An 18,853-nucleotide genomic window follows, 5' to 3' on the forward strand; every position below is an offset into this window, starting at 1 on the left:
GAAATCTGACTTCAGGCGAAAGCCACATGGCCTCCTTGTAGGAGCGGCGCAAGCCGCGACCGCGAAAACACGACTACCGCGTAAATCTCGATGTTGTCGCGATGACGCGGTCGCGACTTGCGTCGCTCCTACAGGCAGGCCATGACGCCGCGCTGCATCGTGCTTCAGGTGCGCGCGGTAGCGCGATTCATGGGCTTTACGGCATCGGCGGTGATGCCTGCATTTGGCTGAGGCGAAACTGCCAAAGTCAAAACCAAAACCAAAACGTGGCCAGCGCCCTACGCGCTAGCCACGCCCTCGATCATCCCGTCGCGATCACGGAATTTCGCAACCACAGGCGATACCGCAGGACCGATAGTTGACGCCGCACTTGTAGTCATCGCCGACCACCTGCATGCACTCGGCATACTCGATCTCGCAGGTGCGCCAGCACTGGTCGCACGAACCGCCGGCCGTGGCGCTCAGCGACAGGGCAAAGCCGAAGCACACCGCGACCAGCGCGCCGATGCCGAGCTTCCTTGATTTCTTGCTCATGATGCCGTCCTCCTCGCCCCGGAGCGGGGCGCGTGCATCATGCGAAGCTTCGCGAACGCCGGTCAATGTACGAAGTTGAAGAGTGTGACGAGTACGCGCTCGCTCGCAGGGGCGAGGCGTCCGAGCGAAAGGCGTCGGGCCTGGAAGGCCCTCCCACAAGACACTTCGCCGCCTGCGAGGTCTCTTGTGGGAGGGCCTTCCAGGCCCGACGCTTTTCGATCCGATGCGATGAATGCCGCACTCGATCCCGGTCCGATCAGACCCGGATCGAATGCGATGCGCGGATCAGTGCCCGCCCGCCGCCGCCGCGCCGCCGCCGGCCTTGGCGCTGAACGGCGGTTTGGCGAACCACACGAACACGGTCACCACCAGGAACAGGATGCCGATCAGATGCAGCATTTCGTTGAAGCCGATCTGCGCGGCCTGTTGCGAGATCATCTGGTTCAAGGCCAACGCGCCGCGGGTGGGATCGCCGTTGCCGAGCGTGTTGACGGTCTGCTGGATGACCGGATCGTTGGCGGCGATGTGTTCGGTCAACTGCGCGTGGTGGATGGTGCTGCGCTGGCTCCAGGCCCAGGTGGTCAGCGAGGCGGCGAAGCTGCCGCCGAGCGTTCGCACGAAGGTCGCCAGCCCCGAGCCCGCGGCGATCTCGTGCGGCTCCAGGTCCGATAGCAGGATCGTCAACACCGGCATGAAGAACAACGCCACGCCCAGACCTTGCCACAACTGCACCATGGCGACGTGGTTGAAGTCGACGTCCAGGTTGAAGCCCGAGCGTATGAAGCTGGTGAAGGCCATCACGATGAAGGCGGCGCTGGCGACCAGACGCAGATCGAAACGCGCCGCGTACAAGCCCACGAACGGCGTCAGCAATACCGGCAGGATGCCGATCGGCGCGGTCGCCAGGCCCGCCCAGATCGAGGTGTAGCCCAGGTTGCGTTGCAGCCACAGCGGCACCAGCAGGCTGATCGAAAAGAACGCCGCATACGCAAGCACCATCGCCGCGGTGCCGGCGGCGAAGTTGCGGTGGCGGAACAGGCGCAGGTTGACGATCGGATCGCGCTCGGTCAGTTCCCAGATCACGAACACGGTCAGCGCGACCACCGCGACGAGGGTCAGCACCACGATCTTGGTCGAGTTGAACCAGTCTTCGTCGTTGCCCAGGTCGAGCATGATCTGCAGCGCGGCCACGCCGAGCACCAGCATCGCCAGGCCCATGTAGTCCATCTTCGGGTTTTCCAGCCGCTCCGGCCGGCCGCGCAGCTGGTTGGCGACCACCAGGCAGGCGAAGATGCCGATGGGAATGTTGATGAAGAAAATCCATTCCCAGCTGTAGTTGTCGGTGATCCAGCCGCCGAGGATCGGGCCGGCGATCGGCGCGACCACGGTCACCATCGCCAGCAAGGCGATGGCCTGCCCGCGTTTATGCGGTGGGTAGATCGAGATCAGCAGCGCCTGGGTGACCGGGTACATCGGTCCGGCGACGAAGCCCTGCAGCGCGCGTGCGGTCACCAACAGGCCCATGGAGTTGGCCAGGCCGCACAGGAACGAGGCGATCACGAACAGCATCGTCGCCCACATGAACAACTTGCGTTCGCCGAACTTGCGGGTGAAGAAACCCGTCAGCGGCAGCGCGATGGCGTTGCTGACCGCGAACGAGGTGATCACCCAGGTCGCCTGGCTGCTGCTGCCGCCGAGGTTGCCGGAGATGGTCGGCAAGGACACGTTGGCGATGGTGGTGTCGAGCACCTGCATGAACGAGGCGAGCGCGAGGCCCAGCGTGGTCAATGCGAGATTGGGTGGCCGGAAGCCGGCTTGCGGCGCGGGCGCGGCGGCGGCATTGGCGGTGGTGGCGGACATCGATCGGCCTGTCGGTTCGGGTGAGCCGCGCGTGGGCGCGGAACCAAGAGCGGAGGTGGAGCGCTCCGGTCCCCGTCATTGCGGCTTGCGCCGCAATGACGGTTTCGGAGTTCGCGCTGCATCGTGGGGGGAGGTCGAAGCCGCGCGCGGGCGCAGCAACTTCGAAACGATGCATCGCGAACGACAGACGAAGAACGACGTGGGGGAGGCGCTTCGTCTTTGCTGCGGGTTGAAATCTTTCTCGTGGAACGTCGGAGCGTTTGCGCGAGCGCCTTGCGCTTTCCGTGGCAGAGGCTTCGGCTGTTGTGGGAGGGGCTTGAGCCCCGGCGCTTTCCGCTCAGGTCGCGCAGTCGGATCGAAAAGCGTCGGGGCTAAAGACCCTCCCACAACAGCCGAAGCGCTCCAGCACAACGCGGCACGCAACAACAGCGATCAGCCGTGCTGCATGCCCGGCAGGTTGTCGCGCACGATCTTCTCGATCATCGCGTCGGCCTCGTGCAGTTGCTTAGCGTAGGCGTCGGTGACCAGCACCGGCTTGGCCGGCGGCGCCGCGGCCAGCACCGCGCCGGTCTGCTCGCGGATGCCGACATCGACGTGCATGCTCAGGCCCAGGCGCAGCGGGTGTTCGACCAGTTGCTTGGGTTCGATCTCGATCCGCACCGGCACGCGCTGGATGATCTTGATCCAGTTGCCGCTGGCGTTCTGCGCCGGCAGCAGCGAGAACGCGCTGCCGGTGCCCATGCCGAGGCTGACGACCTTGCCCTGGTAGGTCACGTCGCCGCCGTACAGATCCGAATGCACGTCGACCGGCTGGCCGATGCGCATCTTGGCGAGCTGGGTTTCCTTGAAGTTGGCTTCGACCCAGACCTGATCGAGCGGGATGATCGTCATCAGCGCGGTGCCCGGCTGCACGCGCTGGCCGAGCTGCACGTTGCGCTTGCCGACATAACCGCTGACCGGCGCGACGATGGCCGAGCGTTGCAGGTTCAAGTACGCCTGACGCAGTTGCGCGGCGGCCGCGGCGACCTGCGGCTGCTTGGCGACGGTGGTCGCGTCGACCAGCGCGCGATTGCGCGCCAGCGAGCCGCGCGAGGACGACATCGCCGCTTCGGCCGAGGCCAGTTCGTCGCGCGCATGCGCCAGTTCCTCGGCCGAGACCGCGCCGCTGGCGACCAGGCCTTCGCGACGCTTGACGTCGGAGCGGGCCTTCTGCACCGCGACTTCGCGCGCCGACAGATCGGCCTGGCCGGCGTCGACCGCGCTGAACAGACCGCGCACCTGGCGCACGGTGTTCGCCAGATTCGCGGTGGCCTGGTCGTAGGCGACCTGCGCGTCGTTCGGATCGAGCTGCACCAGCACCTGGCCGGCGCTGACCTTCATGCCGTCGTCGGCGCCGATGCTGACCACGGTGCCGATCACCTGCGGGGTGATGTTGACCACGTTGCCCTGCACGTAGGCGTCGTCGGTGTCCTGATGCCAGCGCAGCACGAGCATGTAGTACAGCGTCCACGAGATCGCGGCGATCACGACCACCGCCAGCAGGATCGTCAGCGCCTTGCGGCGGTTGTTGTTCTTCGGCGGCGCGGCCGGCGCGACCGCGGCTTGAGGGTTCACTTCGGTGGTCATGGCGTCGGGGCCTTCGCGATAACTTGGGTATTGGAGGATTCGTTGGGAACGGTGGACGCGACCGGGTCGGGCGAACTGAGTTCGAGCCCGCCGCCGAGCGCGCGGTCCAGGTCGATCTGCGCGGCGTAGCGCTGTGCGCGCAGGCCGGCGAGTTGTTGGTCGAGTTGCAGCAGCGGGCGCTGCGCCGAGAGCACGTCGAGCTGGGTGCCCAGGCCGGCGCGGTAGCGGCTGCTGGCGATCTGCCAGGCCTGCTGCGCAGCGTCGCGCGCCTGCTGCGCCGAGACGATCTGGCCGTCGAGCGAACGCGAGCTCTGCACCGCGTCGGCGACTTCGCGCAGCGCGCCGATCAGGCTCTGGTTGTAGTTCGCGACCGCGAGGTCGTACTCGGCGTCGGTGTCGGCGAGGTTGTTGCGCAGACGGCCGCCGTCGAAGATCGGCATGCTGAAGGCCGGTCCGCCTTGCAGCAGTTTGGCTTCGCTGGTGAACAGGTCCGACAGGTGGCCGGTAGCGAGGCCGACGATCGCGCTGAGGTTCACGGTCGGATAGAAGTCGGCCTTGGCCGCCTTGATCCCGTGCGAACTGGCTTCGACCCGCCAGCGCGCGGCGACCACGTCGGGACGATGGCCGAGCAATTCGCTTGGCAGCACCGACGGCACCGCCGGGTTCTTCGCCGCGAGCAGGGTCGGGCGGGCGATCTCCAGGCCGCGATCGGGGCCTTTGCCCAGCAGCGCGGCGAGCGCGTTGCGGGTGGCGTCGATCTGTTGTTGCGCGGCTTGGATCTGCTGATCGGCGCTGGCGCTGGCGCTCTGCGCGTTGCGGATCTGCAGTTGATTGTCCAGGCCGGCCTTGACCCGTTGCTGGCCGAGGCCGAGCAGGCGATCAGAGCGCTGCTTTTCCGAAGTCGCCACATCCAGCGCTTCGAACGACTGCGCCAGCGACACATAGGCGCGGGCGATGTTCGACGACAGGGTCAGGCGCGCTGCCTGCGCTTCGACTTCGGCCGCGCGGGTCTGGCCGAGCGCGGCCTGCCAGCGCGCGCGCTTGCCGCCCCACAGGTCGGGGCTGTACTTGAATTCGAGCATCAGCACGTGCGCGCCGAGGTACTTGCCGCCGATCGGATCGGGAGCGAGGGTCGAAGGCAGTTCGACCCCGGAGTACTGGGCGGCGGCGCCGACGGTCGGCTTGCGCGCGGCATCGGCCAGCCCGGCCTGGGCGACCGCCTGGCGCACGCGCGCGTCGGCGGCGTCGAGGCTGGGCGTGCCGGTCAGGGCTTCGTCGATCAGCGCGTTGAGCTGGGCGTCGCCGAGCGAGGTCCACCAGTCGCGCTTGGGAAATTCGGCCGCCGACACCTGGGCGAGGCTGCGGGTGGCCTGCAGGCTGTCGGCGTCGAGCGCGTGGCCGGACGGCTCCAGGCCGCGGGTGCTGGCGCAGCCGGCCAGGATCAGCGCGGCGGCCAGCGGCGTGAGCACGTAAAGCAGCCCGCGGCGCGGGCGAGGGTCGAGAGAGGACATGGCTCAGGAACCGGAGAGTGAGAGGTTGTCGCGAACTTGTTCGAGCAGGCGATACAGCTGATCGCGATCGCTGTCGCTCAGGCCGGCCATGGCGCGCTCGCGTACGCGCTTGCCGCACTGGTCGATGTCTTCCCAGATCGCGGTGCCGGTTTCGGTCAGGTGGATGTTGAGCGCGCGGCGATCGTCGGGATCGGCCACGCGCACGACGAAGCCGCGGCTTTCCAGCTTGTCGAGCAAACGGGTCATGGCGCCGGGATTGAGCTGCGCGGCGCGCGCCAGTTCGGTGACCCCGGCGGTACCGATCGCCAGTTCCTTGAGGGTGATGAACTGGCTGAAGGTGAGGTCGTGGCCGGCCTGCGCCAGCTCGCGTTCCATCTGCGCCCACATCGCGTCGCGCACCTGGCGGAACAGCAGGCCGAGGTTGGAGGTCGAGCAGGGCTGGTTGGGGGTCGAGGTCGTCATGGCGCGGCATGTTGCTCGCCCGCGCAATAGTTGTCAATGCAAATATTGTTCTAACAAGCACCTATTCAGGCAGCCGCCAGCCACGTGTGGAACGTGTGTAGACCGTTGCCTGGCCTGGGTTGCAGGTGATCGGGCCGGAACGTCGAGGCGCGGGCGTCGGGCACGGCGTGCGCCCGCACTTGCGGCCAAAAGCGGCCGGTGCGGGTGTTTCCCCGGATTCAGGGTCGGCTTTTGGGTGCCTGGACGACAGCTGCGTTGCCCGGGCAGAGACGCTTCGGTGCGCCGTTCAGACCCGCCGCAGGATCACTTCGAGCACGAACTTGCTGCCGAAAAAGGCCAGGATCAGCAAGGCCATCGCCGCCAGGGTCCAGCGCACCGCGACCACGCCGCGCCAGCCGTAGCGCCAGCGGCCCAGCAGCAGGCCGCCGAAGGCCAGCCACGACAGCACGCTGAGCACGGTCTTGTGCATCAGGTGCTGGGCGAGCAGGTTCTCGACGAACAGCACGCCGGTCAGCAAGGTCGCGGTCAACAGGATGAAACCGACCGCGATGGTCCGGAACAGCAGGCTTTCCAGCTCGACCAGCGGCGGCAGCGCGCGCAGCCAGCCGTGGAATTCGCGCCGCCGCAGTGCGCGCTCCTGCAGCCACAGCATCAGCGCGAACAGCGCCGCCACCGCCAGCGTGGCGTAGGCGAGCAGTGCGAACCAGGCGTGCAACTGCAGGCGCCAGTCCAGCGGCTCGGGGTGCTGGACGTGGCCGTACAACTGGTACGACACCAGCATCAGCGCGGCCAGCGGGAACACCACCACGCCCAGCGCGGCCATGCGCCCGGCCGCGCCGAAGATCGCGGTCAGCACCGCCATACCCAGCCCGACCAGGGACAGGGCGGCGAAGAAATGCAGGTCGGCGCCGCCGGCGATACGCCAGGCGATGAAGTGCGCCGCACCGTGCAGCAGCACCGCCAGATTGGCCGGCAACAGCCACAAACGCGCCTCGCGTCCGCGCTCGCGGCGCACCGCGGCGATCAGCAGACCGGTCGCGGTCAGGTAGAGAACGACGGCGATGAGAACGATTGTCATCGACGAAGTGTGGCACAAGCGTTGGGATTCGGGATTCGGGATTCGGGAATCGGGATTCGGGATTCGGGAATCGGGAATCGGGAATTGGGAATCGGGAATTGGGAATCGGGAATCGGGAATCGGGAATCGGGAATCGGGAAGGGCGCGCGGTCGATCGGGGTTCGACGGCTGCGGCTATACTTGCCGCCCCTGTCGTTTCGCCCTGCCGACCACGCCATGTTCGAATCCCTGACCCAACGCCTGTCCGGCACCATCGAGCGCCTGCGCGGCCGCGGCCGTCTGACCGAAGAGAACATCCGCGAGTCGCTGCGCGAAGTGCGCATCGCCCTGCTCGAGGCCGACGTGGCCTTGCCGGTGGTGCAGGCGCTGATCGAACGCATCAAGGTGCGCGCGGTCGGCCAGGAAGTGCTCAAGTCGCTGACCCCGGGCCAGGCCCTGATCAAGGTGGTGCGCGACGAACTGACCACGGTCATGGGCTCGCAGGCCACCGACCTGAACCTCAACGTGCCGGCGCCGGCGGTGATCCTGATGGCCGGCCTGCAGGGCGCCGGCAAGACCACCACGGTCGGCAAGCTCGCCAAGCACCTGAAAGAACGCCGCAAGAAGAAGGTGATGGTGGTCTCGGCCGACGTCTACCGTCCGGCCGCGATCGAACAGCTCAAGCAACTGGCCGAACAGGTCGACGTGCTGTTCTTCGCCTCCGACGCCTCGCAAAAGCCGGTCGACATCGCCCGCGCCGCGATCGCCGATGCGCGCAAGTCCTACGTCGACGTGCTGCTGATCGATACCGCCGGCCGCCTCGCCATCGACGAAGCGATGATGAGCGAGATCAAGGCGCTGCACGCCGCGGTCTCGCCGGTCGAAACCTTGTTCGTGGTCGACTCGATGACCGGCCAGGACGCGGCGACCACCGCCAAGGCCTTCAGCGAAGCGTTGCCGCTGACCGGCGTGGTGCTGACCAAGACCGACGGCGACGCGCGCGGCGGCGCCGCGTTGTCGGTGCGTTACGTCACTGGCCGGCCGATCAAGTTCATCGGCGTCGGCGAAAAACCCGACGGCCTGGACGTGTTCCACCCCGACCGCGTCGCCAGCCGCATCCTCGACATGGGCGACGTGCTGTCGCTGGTCGAGCAGGTCGAGCAGCAGGTCGACAAGGACAAGGCGCAAAAGCTCGCCGAGAAGGTCGCCAAGGGCAAGAAGTTCGATCTCAACGACATGAAGGACCAGCTCGAGCAGATGCAGAACATGGGCGGCCTGCACGGCCTCATGGACAAGCTGCCGGGCATGGGCCAGATCCCCGACGCGGTCAAGAACCAGGTCACCGGCAAGGAAGTGCCGCGCATGGTCGCGATCATCAATTCGATGACCAAGAAAGAGCGCCGCAACCCGGCGTTGCTCAATGGCTCGCGCCGCGCGCGCATCGCCAAGGGCTCGGGCCTCACGCCGGCCGACGTCAACAAGCTGATGAAGCAGTATCAGCAGATGGAAAAGATGATGAGCAAGCTTTCCGGCGGCGGCATGAAGGGCCTGATGCGCGGCATGAAGGGCATGATGGGCGGACGCGGCGGCATGCCGTTCCGCTGAGTTTCGCAGGCATTGCGGGGGAACCAAAAACGGCGGCCATTGGCCGCCGTTTTCGTTGTGGGCGCAGGCGGATTCTTCCCGCATCGCGATGCCCGATTACTCCCTGTAGGAGCGACGCAAGTCGCGACCGCGCAAGCACGCCGATTGCGCCGCGATCTTTCCTGGCGAATCGTCCCGTCCCAACGCACGAACCCGCAGGCACGTCGGCGCATTTTCGAACCGGCGCATGCCTCGCGATGCCGCGTACACCGCCGAACCTTATTTGCATTTGCATCGTCGAACGTTCGAACATCGTGTGGATTCAACAGATCGCACAGACTTCATGCCGCACCCAGGTGAAGCCCTGGATCCCCGCTTTCGCGGGGATGACGAGCGAAAGGCAAAAGCGTCTTCTCTCGCAGTCGCACATCACCTCGCCATCTATCGCGCGCTCCCGATCATCGCGCGCCCCCAATCGCCCCCTGTAGGAGCGACGCGAGTCGCGACCGCGCAACTTCGCCAATTGCGCAGCCATTTTTCACGGCAAAGGCAAAGCAAAAGCAAAGCACGCCCAACGATAAAAGCGCCGCGCGAAACCGGCGCAATCAGCAGCCAACTCCGGCCCCCGGGCGCATCGGTTTTCAAGCACCGCCACTCGCCGACAAACGGCGTCGCGCGTTCTCGGGCTGAGAGACGGCGACGGGCGATTCTGTGTTCACGGAACGGCGGGGCTCACGGAACGGCGAGGCACGGGGCGGATAGACGAAAAGGGGGCGATCCGATCCAAGCGCAGAGCCTCAAGCAGGCCGGGGCCATCAGGACCGACCTGCCGCCATCCGCAGGGCCGCAAACAGCAGCAACCCGCGAGCACCAGGCCGCGGGCAACGAAGGTTCGGGGAAGACCGGTTCCGGGGGGCGGAACCGGCGCAAAGGCGGGCGGCGACAGGACGGCGGCGCCCGCCGGGCGGCATCCGAGGGAAGCGGGTGTCGGCGCCAGGGACGGCGCGGCAGGGCAGGGAAGCGCGGGGATCCGGGCCCGTCAGGGGCCCGGGTTTGCCCAAGCCACGGAATCGGTTAAACTTTCCGGCTTACCCCGTCATTCCGACGGCTGGGCAACACAGGAAAACAGACCCCATGGTCAAGATTCGACTGACCCGCGGCGGCGCCAAGAAGCGTCCGTTCTACCACATCATCGTCACCGACAGCCGTAGCGCCCGCGATGGCCGCAACATCGAGCGCGTCGGTTTCTACAACCCGGTCGCCGCCGGCGCCGAGAAGCGCGTCGAGCTCGACCTCGATCGCGTGAAGCATTGGGTCGGCCAGGGCGCGCAGCTCACCGACAAGGTCGCCGACCTGTACAAGCAGGCCGTCAAGGCCGCTCCGGCCGCCTGAGCCGGCGGGCCGCGCAGGTCAGCCCGCGCGGCCCTTCCAACGCACCCATGAGCGACTCCTCGCGCCGCCTCCTGCTGGGCAGGGTGCTCGGCGCTTTCGGCATTCGCGGCGAAGCCAAGCTCGAGTCCTGGACTCAGCCGCGCGCCTCGATCTTCCGCTACCAGCCCTGGATCGTCCGCGACCCGCAGGGCCGCGAGCGCGAGCTGTCGGGCGTGCGTGGCCGCGAAAGCGGCAAATTCCTGATCGCCACGTTTCCCGATGTCAGCGACCGCGACACGGTCGAAGCCATGCGCGGCACCGAAATCTACGTTCCGCGTTCGGCCCTGCCGCCGCCGAAAGACGGCGAATACTACTGGGTCGACCTGGAAGGCCTGCGCGTGGCCACCGTCGATGGCGTATCGCTGGGCACGGTCTCGCACCTGTTCTCCACCGGCGCCAACGACGTGCTGGTCGCCCGCGACGACGAACGCGAGCGCATGATTCCGTTCGTGATTCCGCAGTACGTGCTGTCGGTCGACTTCGAGGCCAACCTCGTGACGGTCGATTGGGATCCGGATTTTTAAGCGCGTTCGTCCGATCCGCGCGCGACTGCGCCGGCTTCCACCGGATACTTCGCGAGGTCGACATGCGCATCGCAATGGCCGGCAATACCCGGGCTCCCGCTTATTCGGCGTTGTTGCAGAAAGGCTATACGGTCGAGCGCCATCCCGAGTTGCCGGGCTGCTGTCTGGCAAGCAAGAACGGATATTCGTTTCTTGCCGATAATCCGGTGGAAGTGTTGGGCTTGATCGCGATGATCGAAATACGCGGTGAGGCTTGGCAGGCGTCCGACCGGGAAGTGGACGATTTTCTTCAGCATTTGGCCTGAGCACGGTTTGGCGCAAGCGTTCGCTTTCCTGTTCAGTCCGCTCAATTCAACGGTTCCAGCCGCCTCATGCGTATCGACCTGATCAGCCTGTTCCCCGAATTCGTCGCGCAATGCGCGGCGTTCGGCGTGGTCGGCCGGGCCGGCGAGCGCGGGCTGTTGTCGCTGCACGGCTTCAATCCGCGCGATTACGCCGAAGGCAATTACCGCCGCGTGGACGAGCGTCCGTTCGGCGGCGGGCCTGGCATGGTGATGTTGATCGACCCTCTGCGTGCGGCGATCCGCGCCGCGCGCCAGGCCGATCCGGCGCCGGCCCGGGTGATCTACATGAGCCCGCAGGGCGCGCGTCTGGATCAGGCCAAGGTCCGCGAACTGGCCGGGCACGAACGTCTGATCCTGCTGTGCGGCCGCTACGAAGGCGTCGATGAGCGGCTGATCCAGGCCGAGGTCGACGAGGAAATCTCGATCGGCGACTACGTGCTGTCCGGCGGCGAACTGGCCGCGGCGGTGATTGTCGACGCGGTCGCGCGGCTGCAGGACGGCGCGCTCGGCGACGCCGAATCGGCGGTCCAGGACAGTTTCGAGGACGGCCTGCTCGACTGCCCGCATTACACCCGCCCGGTCGAACACGAACTGGGTTCGGTGCCGCCGGTGCTGATGTCGGGCAACCACGCCGAAATTGCCAAATGGCGCCGCCAGCAGTCGCTGGGACGGACCTGGCAGCGGCGCCCGGACCTGTTCGACGAGGCCGCGCTGTCCAAGGCCGACCGCAAGCTGATCGCGGCCTACCGGGCCGAATTGGCCGCGGCCCAGGCAGCTGAGCAAGATGCCCAGGCGGCGGCTGGAAGCGTTTCCAGCCCGCAATCGCCCGTTCAGCCAGGCCCGCAGGCTGGCGAAACGCCCTGAGCCTCTAGCGCCGCGGGAAAAAAGCTCGTTATAATTAGTCGCTTAGCTGTACCCCTTTGCTGTACCGATGCCATGACGCGGGTCCACGTGCACTCGCGCAACAACTAATCCAACAGGCCGTAACCATGAACAAGCCCTCGCTCCACACGCTGCTGCAGAATTTCGAAGCCGAGCAGATCACCCGCAAGCTGCCCGACTTCAGCCCCGGCGACACCATCGTCGTCAACGTCAAGGTCAAGGAAGGCACGCGCGAGCGCGTCCAGGCCTATGAAGGCGTGGTCATCGCGATCAAGAACGGCGGCCTGAACTCCTCGTTCACCGTGCGCAAGATCTCGCACGGCTTCGGCGTCGAACGCGTGTTCCAGACCCACAGCGCGATCATCGACTCGGTCGACGTCAAGCGCCGCGGCAAGGTCCGCGCCGGCAAGCTGTACTACCTGCGTGGTCTGCAGGGCAAGAAGGCGCGCATCAAGGAAGATCTGGCCGCGTACGCGCGCGCCAAGAACGCTTCGGGCGCCGCCGCCGAGTAATTCGCGCATCGCGCGCCCGGCGCGCAATGCCACGAACGGCCGCCGCGAGGCGGCCGTTTGCGTTTCTACGGTGGCGATTGCGGCCGCATCGGCCGGATGAGTCGAGCCCGGGGCATTGCAATCGATTCGTAGAATCCGCCTCGCCGAATTCGTTGATTGCGCCGACCTCGACCCATACCCGCGCGGAGAACCCGGCATGCGCAATCTCTACCGATTCGCCGCGCTGCGCGCCTGCGCCGACAGCGCGCTCGTATCCAGCGAACTGGCGAGCGCGCGTTTCTTCGCCATGCTCGCGGTCGTCCACAACCCAAGCAGAACCCATTCGCCTCGAACGCTCGATGCGCTCGCGGCCGAACTTGCCGACGGGCGTTACTGGCTCGCGCAAAAACGGGTCGTCGCCAAGGGCCGCACGCGCCGCTTCGCCGGTGCGTTCGCGATCGCGCGCAAGCCCGAGTTGATCGAATTTCTCGCCGGCGCGATCGACAGCGGCGACTTGCGCGAAATGCTGATCGCCGCCGAGCGCGAGGACGGCGAGCCGAACCCGAACCCCGTCGTGCAGGTCGGCGAGGACGGACGTTTCGATATCTACGCGCCGGCCTAGATGCGCATCGGCGCGCATCGGTCCGCAGCGACGCGGGCATGACCGCGATTGCCCCGCGATCTGGCCGCATCCGGCGCTGTGCGCCGCGCCCGGTTCGCGCTAGATTCCCGACGCGGCGTCGGCCGTCGGCAGTGCCGCCCCCGCGGCAGGAGAGCGCAACGTGAATCCGGGTTTGTCCGAAGGCGATATCTGCACCTATCAGCGCAGCGACGGCGCGTGGGGCTTCTTCTGGGTCCAGCGCATCGACGCCTTGCCCGACGGACGCGACGCCCTGTCGCTGCGCAAGTTCGACACCCATACCGCCGAGGAAGTGCTGCGCGAGCATGTCGCCGACGTCAACGAACTCAAGGCGCTGCGCCTGCTCGGCCACTTCCCGATCGTCGGCACCCGCGTGGCCGAGGTCGAGCCGCGCGTGATCGGCCACATGCCGGTGCGCGACGCCGACCTGGAGGGCTACCGGATCTGGCGCGAGGCGTTCGACAAGGGCGAGGCCGGCGTGTTCACCCTGGCGCTGCAGGACATCTGAGCGCGCCGATGGCCGCGCGACGCGGCCACGGGTTGCCTGCATCGAGCCGCGCGACGGGTCAGCGCGAGGGGCGCTCGGTCTCGGCCTTTGAGTCGTCAATGTCGCGCGCCACGTTGACGAGTTCCTCCGGACTCGCATCGGCCACCGGCGCCGGCGGCTGCGCACCGATTTCCGCCGGCGTGGCGATGGTCTGGGTGGCGATCGGCGCGACCGAGCGTTCGGCCGGGCTCATCATCCGCGAGCGGCGCCAACCGCCCCAGCGGTAATACGCCAGCGACATCAGCATCGCGCAGAACGCGCTGACCGGGAAACTCCACCACAGCGCGTCGGTGCCGATCACCGGTTGCAGCAAGGTCGCGAACGGCACCCGGATGCCCCACAGCGCGAAGCCCAGGATCAGCAGCGGCGGCACCACCGCGCCGGTCGCGCGGACCACGCCGGAGATCACGAACGTCACCCCGAAGAACAGGAACGACCAGATCGAAATGTGGTTGAGGTGGCGGGCGATTTCGAACGACGCGCTGCCTTCGGGCAGGAACAATGCGAGCGTGTAGCGATCGAAAAAAATCAGCGGCGCGATCAAGGCGCCGGTCATCAGGAAATTGAAGCCGGTGCCGGTGCGCGCGGTCGCGTCGACCCGGTCCCAGCGCCCGGCGCCGACGCTCTGCGCAGCGATCGAGGAACACGCCGCGCCGATCGCCATCGCTGGCATCTGTACATAGGTCCACAGTTGCAGCGCCGCGCCGTAGCCGGCGGCGGTGCCGGTGCCGTGCGCGTTGACCAGGCTGATCATGGCGATCATCGCCAGCGAGATCAGCACCATCTGCAGGCCCATCGGCACGCCCTTGACGATCAGCGCGCGCAGCACCGCCGGGTCGATCTTGAGCAGATGCGCGTCCTGCCGGCCGAGCCACAGCACGTGGCGCTTGCGCCGCAGGTACAGCAGCATCGCCAGCAGGCTCAGGCCCTGGGCGAAGAAGGTCGACGCGGCCGAACCGGCGATGCCCATCGCCGGCACCGGGCCCCAGCCGAAGATCAGCAGCGGATTGAGCACGATGTCGAGCGCCACCGACATCAACAAGAACCGGAACGGCGTGCGCGAATCGCCGGCGCCGCGCAGCGCCGCGGAGAAGAATGCGAACGCGTACAGGAACGGCATCGACAGGAAGATTACCCGCAGGTAGCTCTCGGCCAGGGCGAGCGCGGGCGCCGGCGTGCCCATCGCGCGCAGCACGGTGTCGGCCATGAACCAGCCGGCGATCGCGATCAGCACCGACAGGGCGACGAAGAAGGTCGCGCTGGTGCCCATGACCCGGCGTGCGCGGGCGGTGTCGCGCGCGCCGATCGCCTGGCCGATCAGGATCGTCGCGGCCATGCCGATGCCGAAGATCGAGCCGATCAGGAAGAACATGATGTTGTTGGCGTTGGCCGTCGCGGTCAGCGCCGCCTCGCCGAGGTAGCGGCCGACCCAGATCGAATTGATCGAGCCGTTGAGCGATTGCGCGGCGTTGCCGGCCATGATCGGCAGGGCGAAGGAAATCATGGTGCGGCCGATCGGGCCTTCGGTCAGCAGATGGCTGCCGCGCGGGGTGCTGGGGGCCATGGCGGGGTCCGGACAGGGATGGCGCAGTATGCCGCCGCGCGGGGTGAGCGGACCGTGGGCGGGTGGTGTTGGGTTTGGCGGGAGAGGTCAATTATTGCTTGGGGTTGGTCGAGCGGGCGTGGGGATGAGGATTGGCGCTGAAGAAGACGGTCGAGATCGCGCGACGTATTCCCGGAAATACTGATGAACCTATTGAACGCGGCATGCCGCTTTCCCCCGTTGGAAAACGGGGCAGGGGGATTGGCTTTTGCTTTCAGTGCATGGCGATCTGCGCACAAAAGCGAATCCCCCGCGCGAGCGCAACGCGGTGAAGGCATGGTTGCGCGGGGCGCTTGCCCCCTTTTTCAAAGTGGGCATGATTTTCGCGTGGTGTGGCGTGGCGTGGCGTGGCGCCGCGGCGTGTTGCATTGCGATGCTTTTCGTCTCTTTTGAAAAGAGGAACCGGGGAATTCGCTTCTGCCCCCAAAGCATGCCAACCGTTCGCGCTTCCCGTCGTATCCTTCGGCAATGCACCGCTATCGTCCGCAGCAATGAGCAAGCAAGCCGAAACACCCGCCGCGCCGCCGGCCGCTTCGGTCCGCCTGGACCTGTGGCTGTGGGCCGCGCGCTTTTTCAAGACCCGCAGTCTCGCCCGGCAGGCGGTCGAGACCGGCAAGGTCGAAGTCGGCGGTCAGCACGCCAAGGCGTCGCGCGCGGTGCGGGTCGGCGACGGCCTGCGCATCGTGCGCGGCGAGGAAGTGTTCGAAGTCGCGGTGCTGGCGCTCAGCAATGACCGCGGTCCGGCCAGCGTGGCGCAGGCGCTGTACGCCGAAACCGAAGCCTCGCGCCTGGCGCGCGAACAGCTGCGCGCCACGCGCATCGCCGAGCGCAACGGTTACCGCGCGCCGGAAGGCAAGCCGGACAAGCGCGCGCGGCGCCTGATCAAGGCCCTGGGCGATATCGACGCGCTATAGCCTCAGGCCAGGTCAGTCGTCGCTTTCGCGCGCGTACACCGGCAGTTCGGGATTGCGGCGGAATTCGAAGATCAGGCGGGTTTCGATATGCGCCACCTCGGTGCGTTCGGTGAACGCGCTCAGGGCGAAGTCGCGCAGGTGCGCGCTGTCGCGCACGCCGACATGGACCAGGAAATCGTCGGCGCCGGCCACGTGATAGAAGGCCAGCACTTCCTCCAGTCGCAGCAGGTGCTCGTGGAAGCTGTCGACCAGCTCGCGCGAATGCCGGGTCAGGCGCACCGCGATCATCGCCTGCAGGCCGATCCCGACCGCGGCCGGCGCGACCTCGGCATGGAAGCCGAGCAAGGCGCGCGATTCGCGCAGGCGCCGGATCCGTTCCAGCGCGGTCGACGGCGCCACCCCGACCTTTTCGGCGAGGTCCTTGTTCGGCAGCCGCGCATTCTTTCGCAGCAGTCGCAGCAGGGCGAAGTCGATTCGGTCCAGGGCGCTCATTAGGGCGTTATTCGAAATAATGTTCGGTCAGGGTATCCCGTTGGAAATCCTGTTTCACAATCGTGCGTAATTTCCGACAGGATCGCCGGCATGCCCCGTTTCGACGCTCACCCCGAAAGCCGCCCGCAGACCCGCTTCGAGACCCGCGCCGTGCATGCCGGACGCGAGGATTTCGCCCGGTTGTGCGTCCACGCGCCGCCGCTGGACCTGTCGACCACCTACCCGGTCGCCGACCTGGATGCCGGCACCGCGAGTTTCGACGCGCTCGTCGCCGGCCAGGCGCAGGCCGCCAATCCGATCTATGCGCGCCTGCACAACCCGACCGTGGCCCGCACCGAGGCCGCCCTGGCCCAGCTCGAAGGCACCCAGGCCTGCGTCGCCTTCGGCTCGGGCATGGCGGCGTTGACCGCGGTGCTGCTCGAACGCCGCCAGCACGGCGCGCACGTATTGGTGGTGCGGCCGCTGTACGGCACCGCGGATCATCTGCTCGCCAGCGGTCTGTGCGGACTCGAAGCCGAATTCGTCGAGGCCGAACAGATCGGCGCGCGGCTGCGCGCGGACACCGCGTTGATCGTGATCGAAACCCCGGCCAACCCGACCCTGGATCTGGTCGATATCCGCGCCGTCGTCGCCGCGGCCGCGGCGGTGCCGGTGTTGGTGGATTCGACCTTCGCCACGCCCTTGTTGCAAAGCCCGGCCGAACTGGGCGCGAGTTACGTGCTGCACAGCGCGACCAAGTTCCTCGGCGGCCACGGCGACGTGATCGCCGGGGTGGTGTGCTGCGACGAAGCGCGCGCGCAGCCGCTGCGAACGGTGCGCGCGGCCACCGGCGCGCTGCTGCATCCGCTGGCGGCGTATCTGCTGCATCGCGGCCTGCCGACGCTGGCGCTGCGGGTGGAGCGCGCCCAGGCGAATGCGCAGACCCTGGCCGAGCGCCTGGCGAGGCACCCGGCGGTGAAGCGGGTGCATTACCCGGGGCTGGGCACGGTGCGCAATGCGCATCTGCTGTCCAGCCAGATGCGTGGGCCCGGCTGTCTGATCGCGTTCGAATTGCACGGCGGCCACGGCGCGGCGGCGGCGGCGATGGCGGCGGTGCGCTTGATCACGCCGGCGGTGAGCCTGGGCTCGGTCGATACGCTGATCCAGCATCCGGCCGGGTTGACCCATCGGGTGGTGAGCGAGGCCGATCGGCGCGCCAACGGCATTACCCCGGGACTGCTGCGGCTGTCGGCGGGGATCGAGCATGCCGAGGATTTGTGGGCCGATCTGGCGCAGGCGTTGGATCGGGCGATGGCGGCGACGCCGGAACGGGCCGAGGCGGCGTAAGTCGTGTCGGCCTGCGCCGTCGGCGCTATCCGCGCCACGCACGTTGCGCGGATAGCGGTTGCGACGCGTATTGGCTTCGCCCCGATCCGACGCTCGCGCCTCGCACGAAATCGGGTTGTGTCGTAGCCGCCTGTACGAGCGGCGTGAGCCGCGACCGCGAAACAGGCTTGCGTCGTGGGCGAGAGGTCGCGGTCGCGGCTCACGCCGCTCCTGCAGGCGCCAAAAACGGCAACGGCCGCGCCGAAGCGCAGCCGTTGTCGTGATCGTTGCGGGTCGGCGCGTTCGTCGGACGAATGCGCCGTGCGATTTCAGCGTTGACCGCCGAGCAGGCCGCCGCCGATCTTGAGCAGGTCGCCCAGGCCGAGCTGGCCGTCGCCGTCCTGGTCGAGCACCGAGCTGAGCAGGCCGCCGGCCGAGCCTTGTTGCTGGATGCGCTGATGTTCCTGGCCGAGCACGTCGCCGAGCTGCTGCGGCGAGGCCGCGGCCTGGCCGCCGCCGGAGAACATGCGCTGGGCCAGATACGACAGCACGATGGGCGCGAGCATTTTCAGCAAGGCGTTGGCCTGACCGCCTTCCAGGCCGGTCGCCTGGCCCAGGCCCTGCGCGGCGGTGTCCTGGCGGCCGCCGAAGATGTGGCCGAGGATGCCGGCGCCGTCGGTCTGCGGACTGCCGCCACCGCCGCCGAGCACCGCGCCGAGCACGCTGCCCAGGTCCAGGCCGCTGCTGGCCGCGGGCGCGGCATGGTCGCGCTGCAATGCGCCGAACAGCGCCTGCGCGCCCTGCGGCTGGCTGGCGTAACGGCATCAGCGCCGCGCTCACCGCTCGCTCTGCTCAGCGATCTGCGGAGCTTTTTGGCCCCCCCCCCCCCCCCCCCCCCCCCCCAGCGCCGCGCTCACCGCGCTCTGCGTCTGCGGCTGCGACAGGCCGAGCTGGCTGCCCAATTGCGCCAGCGGCTGGCCCTGAAGTTGGTTGAGAAGATCGTCGGTCAGCGAGGCGCTCATGGCGGGGGTTCCGGGGTGCGAGGA

General features: G+C 67.5%; 18 protein-coding genes and 1 pseudogene. 10 read left to right on the forward strand and 9 right to left on the reverse strand.

Annotation, left to right across the window (positions count from 1 at the left end; genetic code table 11):
* Positions 1 to 315: 315 nt before the first annotated feature.
* The 6 genes from KME82_RS08980 to KME82_RS09005 all read right to left on the reverse strand — a co-directional run bounded on the left by KME82_RS08980 (position 316) and on the right by KME82_RS09005 (position 7,071).
* Entirely contained in the window at positions 316 to 534 is a 219-nt protein-coding gene (locus KME82_RS08980) for a hypothetical protein (protein WP_215498197.1), read from the reverse strand.
* Between the two features lie 285 nt (positions 535 to 819).
* The gene (locus KME82_RS08985; RefSeq protein ID WP_215498198.1) at positions 820 to 2,394 is read right to left on the reverse strand and encodes a DHA2 family efflux MFS transporter permease subunit; all 1,575 of its coding nucleotides are present in this window, start codon (positions 2,392 to 2,394) and stop codon (positions 820 to 822) included.
* 432 nt (positions 2,395 to 2,826) lie between these two features.
* A complete protein-coding gene (locus KME82_RS08990) occupies positions 2,827 to 4,020 on the reverse strand; it encodes an efflux RND transporter periplasmic adaptor subunit (RefSeq protein ID WP_215498199.1) in 1,194 nt (397 codons plus the stop codon).
* Positions 4,017 to 5,531 carry an efflux transporter outer membrane subunit gene (locus KME82_RS08995; RefSeq protein ID WP_215498200.1) on the reverse strand — a complete coding sequence of 505 codons (1,515 nt, stop codon included), beginning with the start codon at positions 5,529 to 5,531 and terminating at the stop codon, positions 4,017 to 4,019. Before KME82_RS08995 ends, KME82_RS08990 begins: the two co-directional genes overlap by 4 nt.
* 3 nt (positions 5,532 to 5,534) lie before the next feature.
* Positions 5,535 to 5,993, reverse strand: coding sequence for a MarR family winged helix-turn-helix transcriptional regulator (locus tag KME82_RS09000; protein ID WP_036111610.1), 459 nt, complete (start codon positions 5,991 to 5,993; stop codon positions 5,535 to 5,537).
* A gap of 286 nt (positions 5,994 to 6,279) precedes the next feature.
* Positions 6,280 to 7,071, reverse strand: coding sequence for a cytochrome C assembly family protein (locus tag KME82_RS09005; protein ID WP_215498201.1), 792 nt, complete (start codon positions 7,069 to 7,071; stop codon positions 6,280 to 6,282).
* A 216-nt stretch (positions 7,072 to 7,287) separates the two neighbouring features.
* Between KME82_RS09005 and ffh the strand changes: the two genes are divergently transcribed.
* From ffh to KME82_RS09045, 8 genes are all read left to right on the forward strand, one after another.
* Positions 7,288 to 8,655: a signal recognition particle protein gene (gene ffh / locus KME82_RS09010; RefSeq protein ID WP_046656199.1), complete on the forward strand. Its 1,368-nt coding sequence runs from the start codon at positions 7,288 to 7,290 to the stop codon at positions 8,653 to 8,655.
* Positions 8,656 to 9,768: 1,113 nt separating this feature from the next.
* A complete protein-coding gene (gene rpsP / locus KME82_RS09015; protein WP_215498202.1) occupies positions 9,769 to 10,026 on the forward strand; it encodes a 30S ribosomal protein S16 in 258 nt (85 codons plus the stop codon).
* A 47-nt stretch (positions 10,027 to 10,073) separates the two neighbouring features.
* Positions 10,074 to 10,589 (forward strand): ribosome maturation factor RimM, encoded by a 516-nt coding sequence (rimM, locus tag KME82_RS09020; RefSeq protein ID WP_036111597.1) that lies wholly within the window; start codon positions 10,074 to 10,076, stop codon positions 10,587 to 10,589.
* Between the two features lie 62 nt (positions 10,590 to 10,651).
* On the forward strand, positions 10,652 to 10,894 hold the full coding sequence (locus tag KME82_RS09025) for a hypothetical protein (RefSeq protein WP_215498203.1): 243 nt from the start codon (positions 10,652 to 10,654) through the stop codon (positions 10,892 to 10,894).
* 66 nt (positions 10,895 to 10,960) lie between these two features.
* Entirely contained in the window at positions 10,961 to 11,797 is an 837-nt protein-coding gene (trmD, locus tag KME82_RS09030; protein ID WP_215498204.1) for a tRNA (guanosine(37)-N1)-methyltransferase TrmD, read from the forward strand.
* Positions 11,798 to 11,922: 125 nt separating this feature from the next.
* Entirely contained in the window at positions 11,923 to 12,327 is a 405-nt protein-coding gene (rplS, locus tag KME82_RS09035; protein ID WP_036111591.1) for a 50S ribosomal protein L19, read from the forward strand.
* A 196-nt stretch (positions 12,328 to 12,523) separates the two neighbouring features.
* Positions 12,524 to 12,928, forward strand: coding sequence for a hypothetical protein (locus KME82_RS09040; RefSeq protein WP_215498205.1), 405 nt, complete (start codon positions 12,524 to 12,526; stop codon positions 12,926 to 12,928).
* Between the two features lie 160 nt (positions 12,929 to 13,088).
* A complete protein-coding gene (locus KME82_RS09045) occupies positions 13,089 to 13,454 on the forward strand; it encodes a hypothetical protein (RefSeq protein ID WP_215498206.1) in 366 nt (121 codons plus the stop codon).
* A gap of 58 nt (positions 13,455 to 13,512) precedes the next feature.
* Here the strand turns inward: KME82_RS09045 and KME82_RS09050 are convergent, their stop codons facing one another.
* Complete coding sequence (locus KME82_RS09050) at positions 13,513 to 15,057, reverse strand: MATE family efflux transporter (RefSeq protein ID WP_215498207.1); 1,545 nt, start codon at positions 15,055 to 15,057, stop codon at positions 13,513 to 13,515.
* A 530-nt stretch (positions 15,058 to 15,587) separates the two neighbouring features.
* On the opposite strand from KME82_RS09050, the gene KME82_RS09055 reads away from it, so the two are divergent.
* The gene (locus KME82_RS09055; RefSeq protein ID WP_215498208.1) at positions 15,588 to 16,010 is read left to right on the forward strand and encodes an RNA-binding S4 domain-containing protein; all 423 of its coding nucleotides are present in this window, start codon (positions 15,588 to 15,590) and stop codon (positions 16,008 to 16,010) included.
* Between the two features lie 12 nt (positions 16,011 to 16,022).
* Here the strand turns inward: KME82_RS09055 and KME82_RS09060 are convergent, their stop codons facing one another.
* Positions 16,023 to 16,502, reverse strand: coding sequence for an Lrp/AsnC family transcriptional regulator (locus tag KME82_RS09060; protein WP_215498209.1), 480 nt, complete (start codon positions 16,500 to 16,502; stop codon positions 16,023 to 16,025).
* 90 nt (positions 16,503 to 16,592) lie between these two features.
* Here KME82_RS09060 and KME82_RS09065 point away from each other — a divergent pair, with 90 nt between their 5' ends.
* Positions 16,593 to 17,828: a trans-sulfuration enzyme family protein gene (locus tag KME82_RS09065; RefSeq protein WP_215498210.1), complete on the forward strand. Its 1,236-nt coding sequence runs from the start codon at positions 16,593 to 16,595 to the stop codon at positions 17,826 to 17,828.
* A gap of 308 nt (positions 17,829 to 18,136) precedes the next feature.
* On the opposite strand, the pseudogene KME82_RS09070 reads toward KME82_RS09065, so the two are convergent.
* A pseudogene (locus KME82_RS09070) lies at positions 18,137 to 18,829 on the reverse strand (DUF937 domain-containing protein).
* Positions 18,830 to 18,853: the final 24 nt, after the last annotated feature.

Origin of the sequence: Lysobacter capsici, from assembly GCF_018732085.1 — a bacterium.
GTDB lineage: Bacteria > Pseudomonadota > Gammaproteobacteria > Xanthomonadales > Xanthomonadaceae > Lysobacter > Lysobacter capsici_A.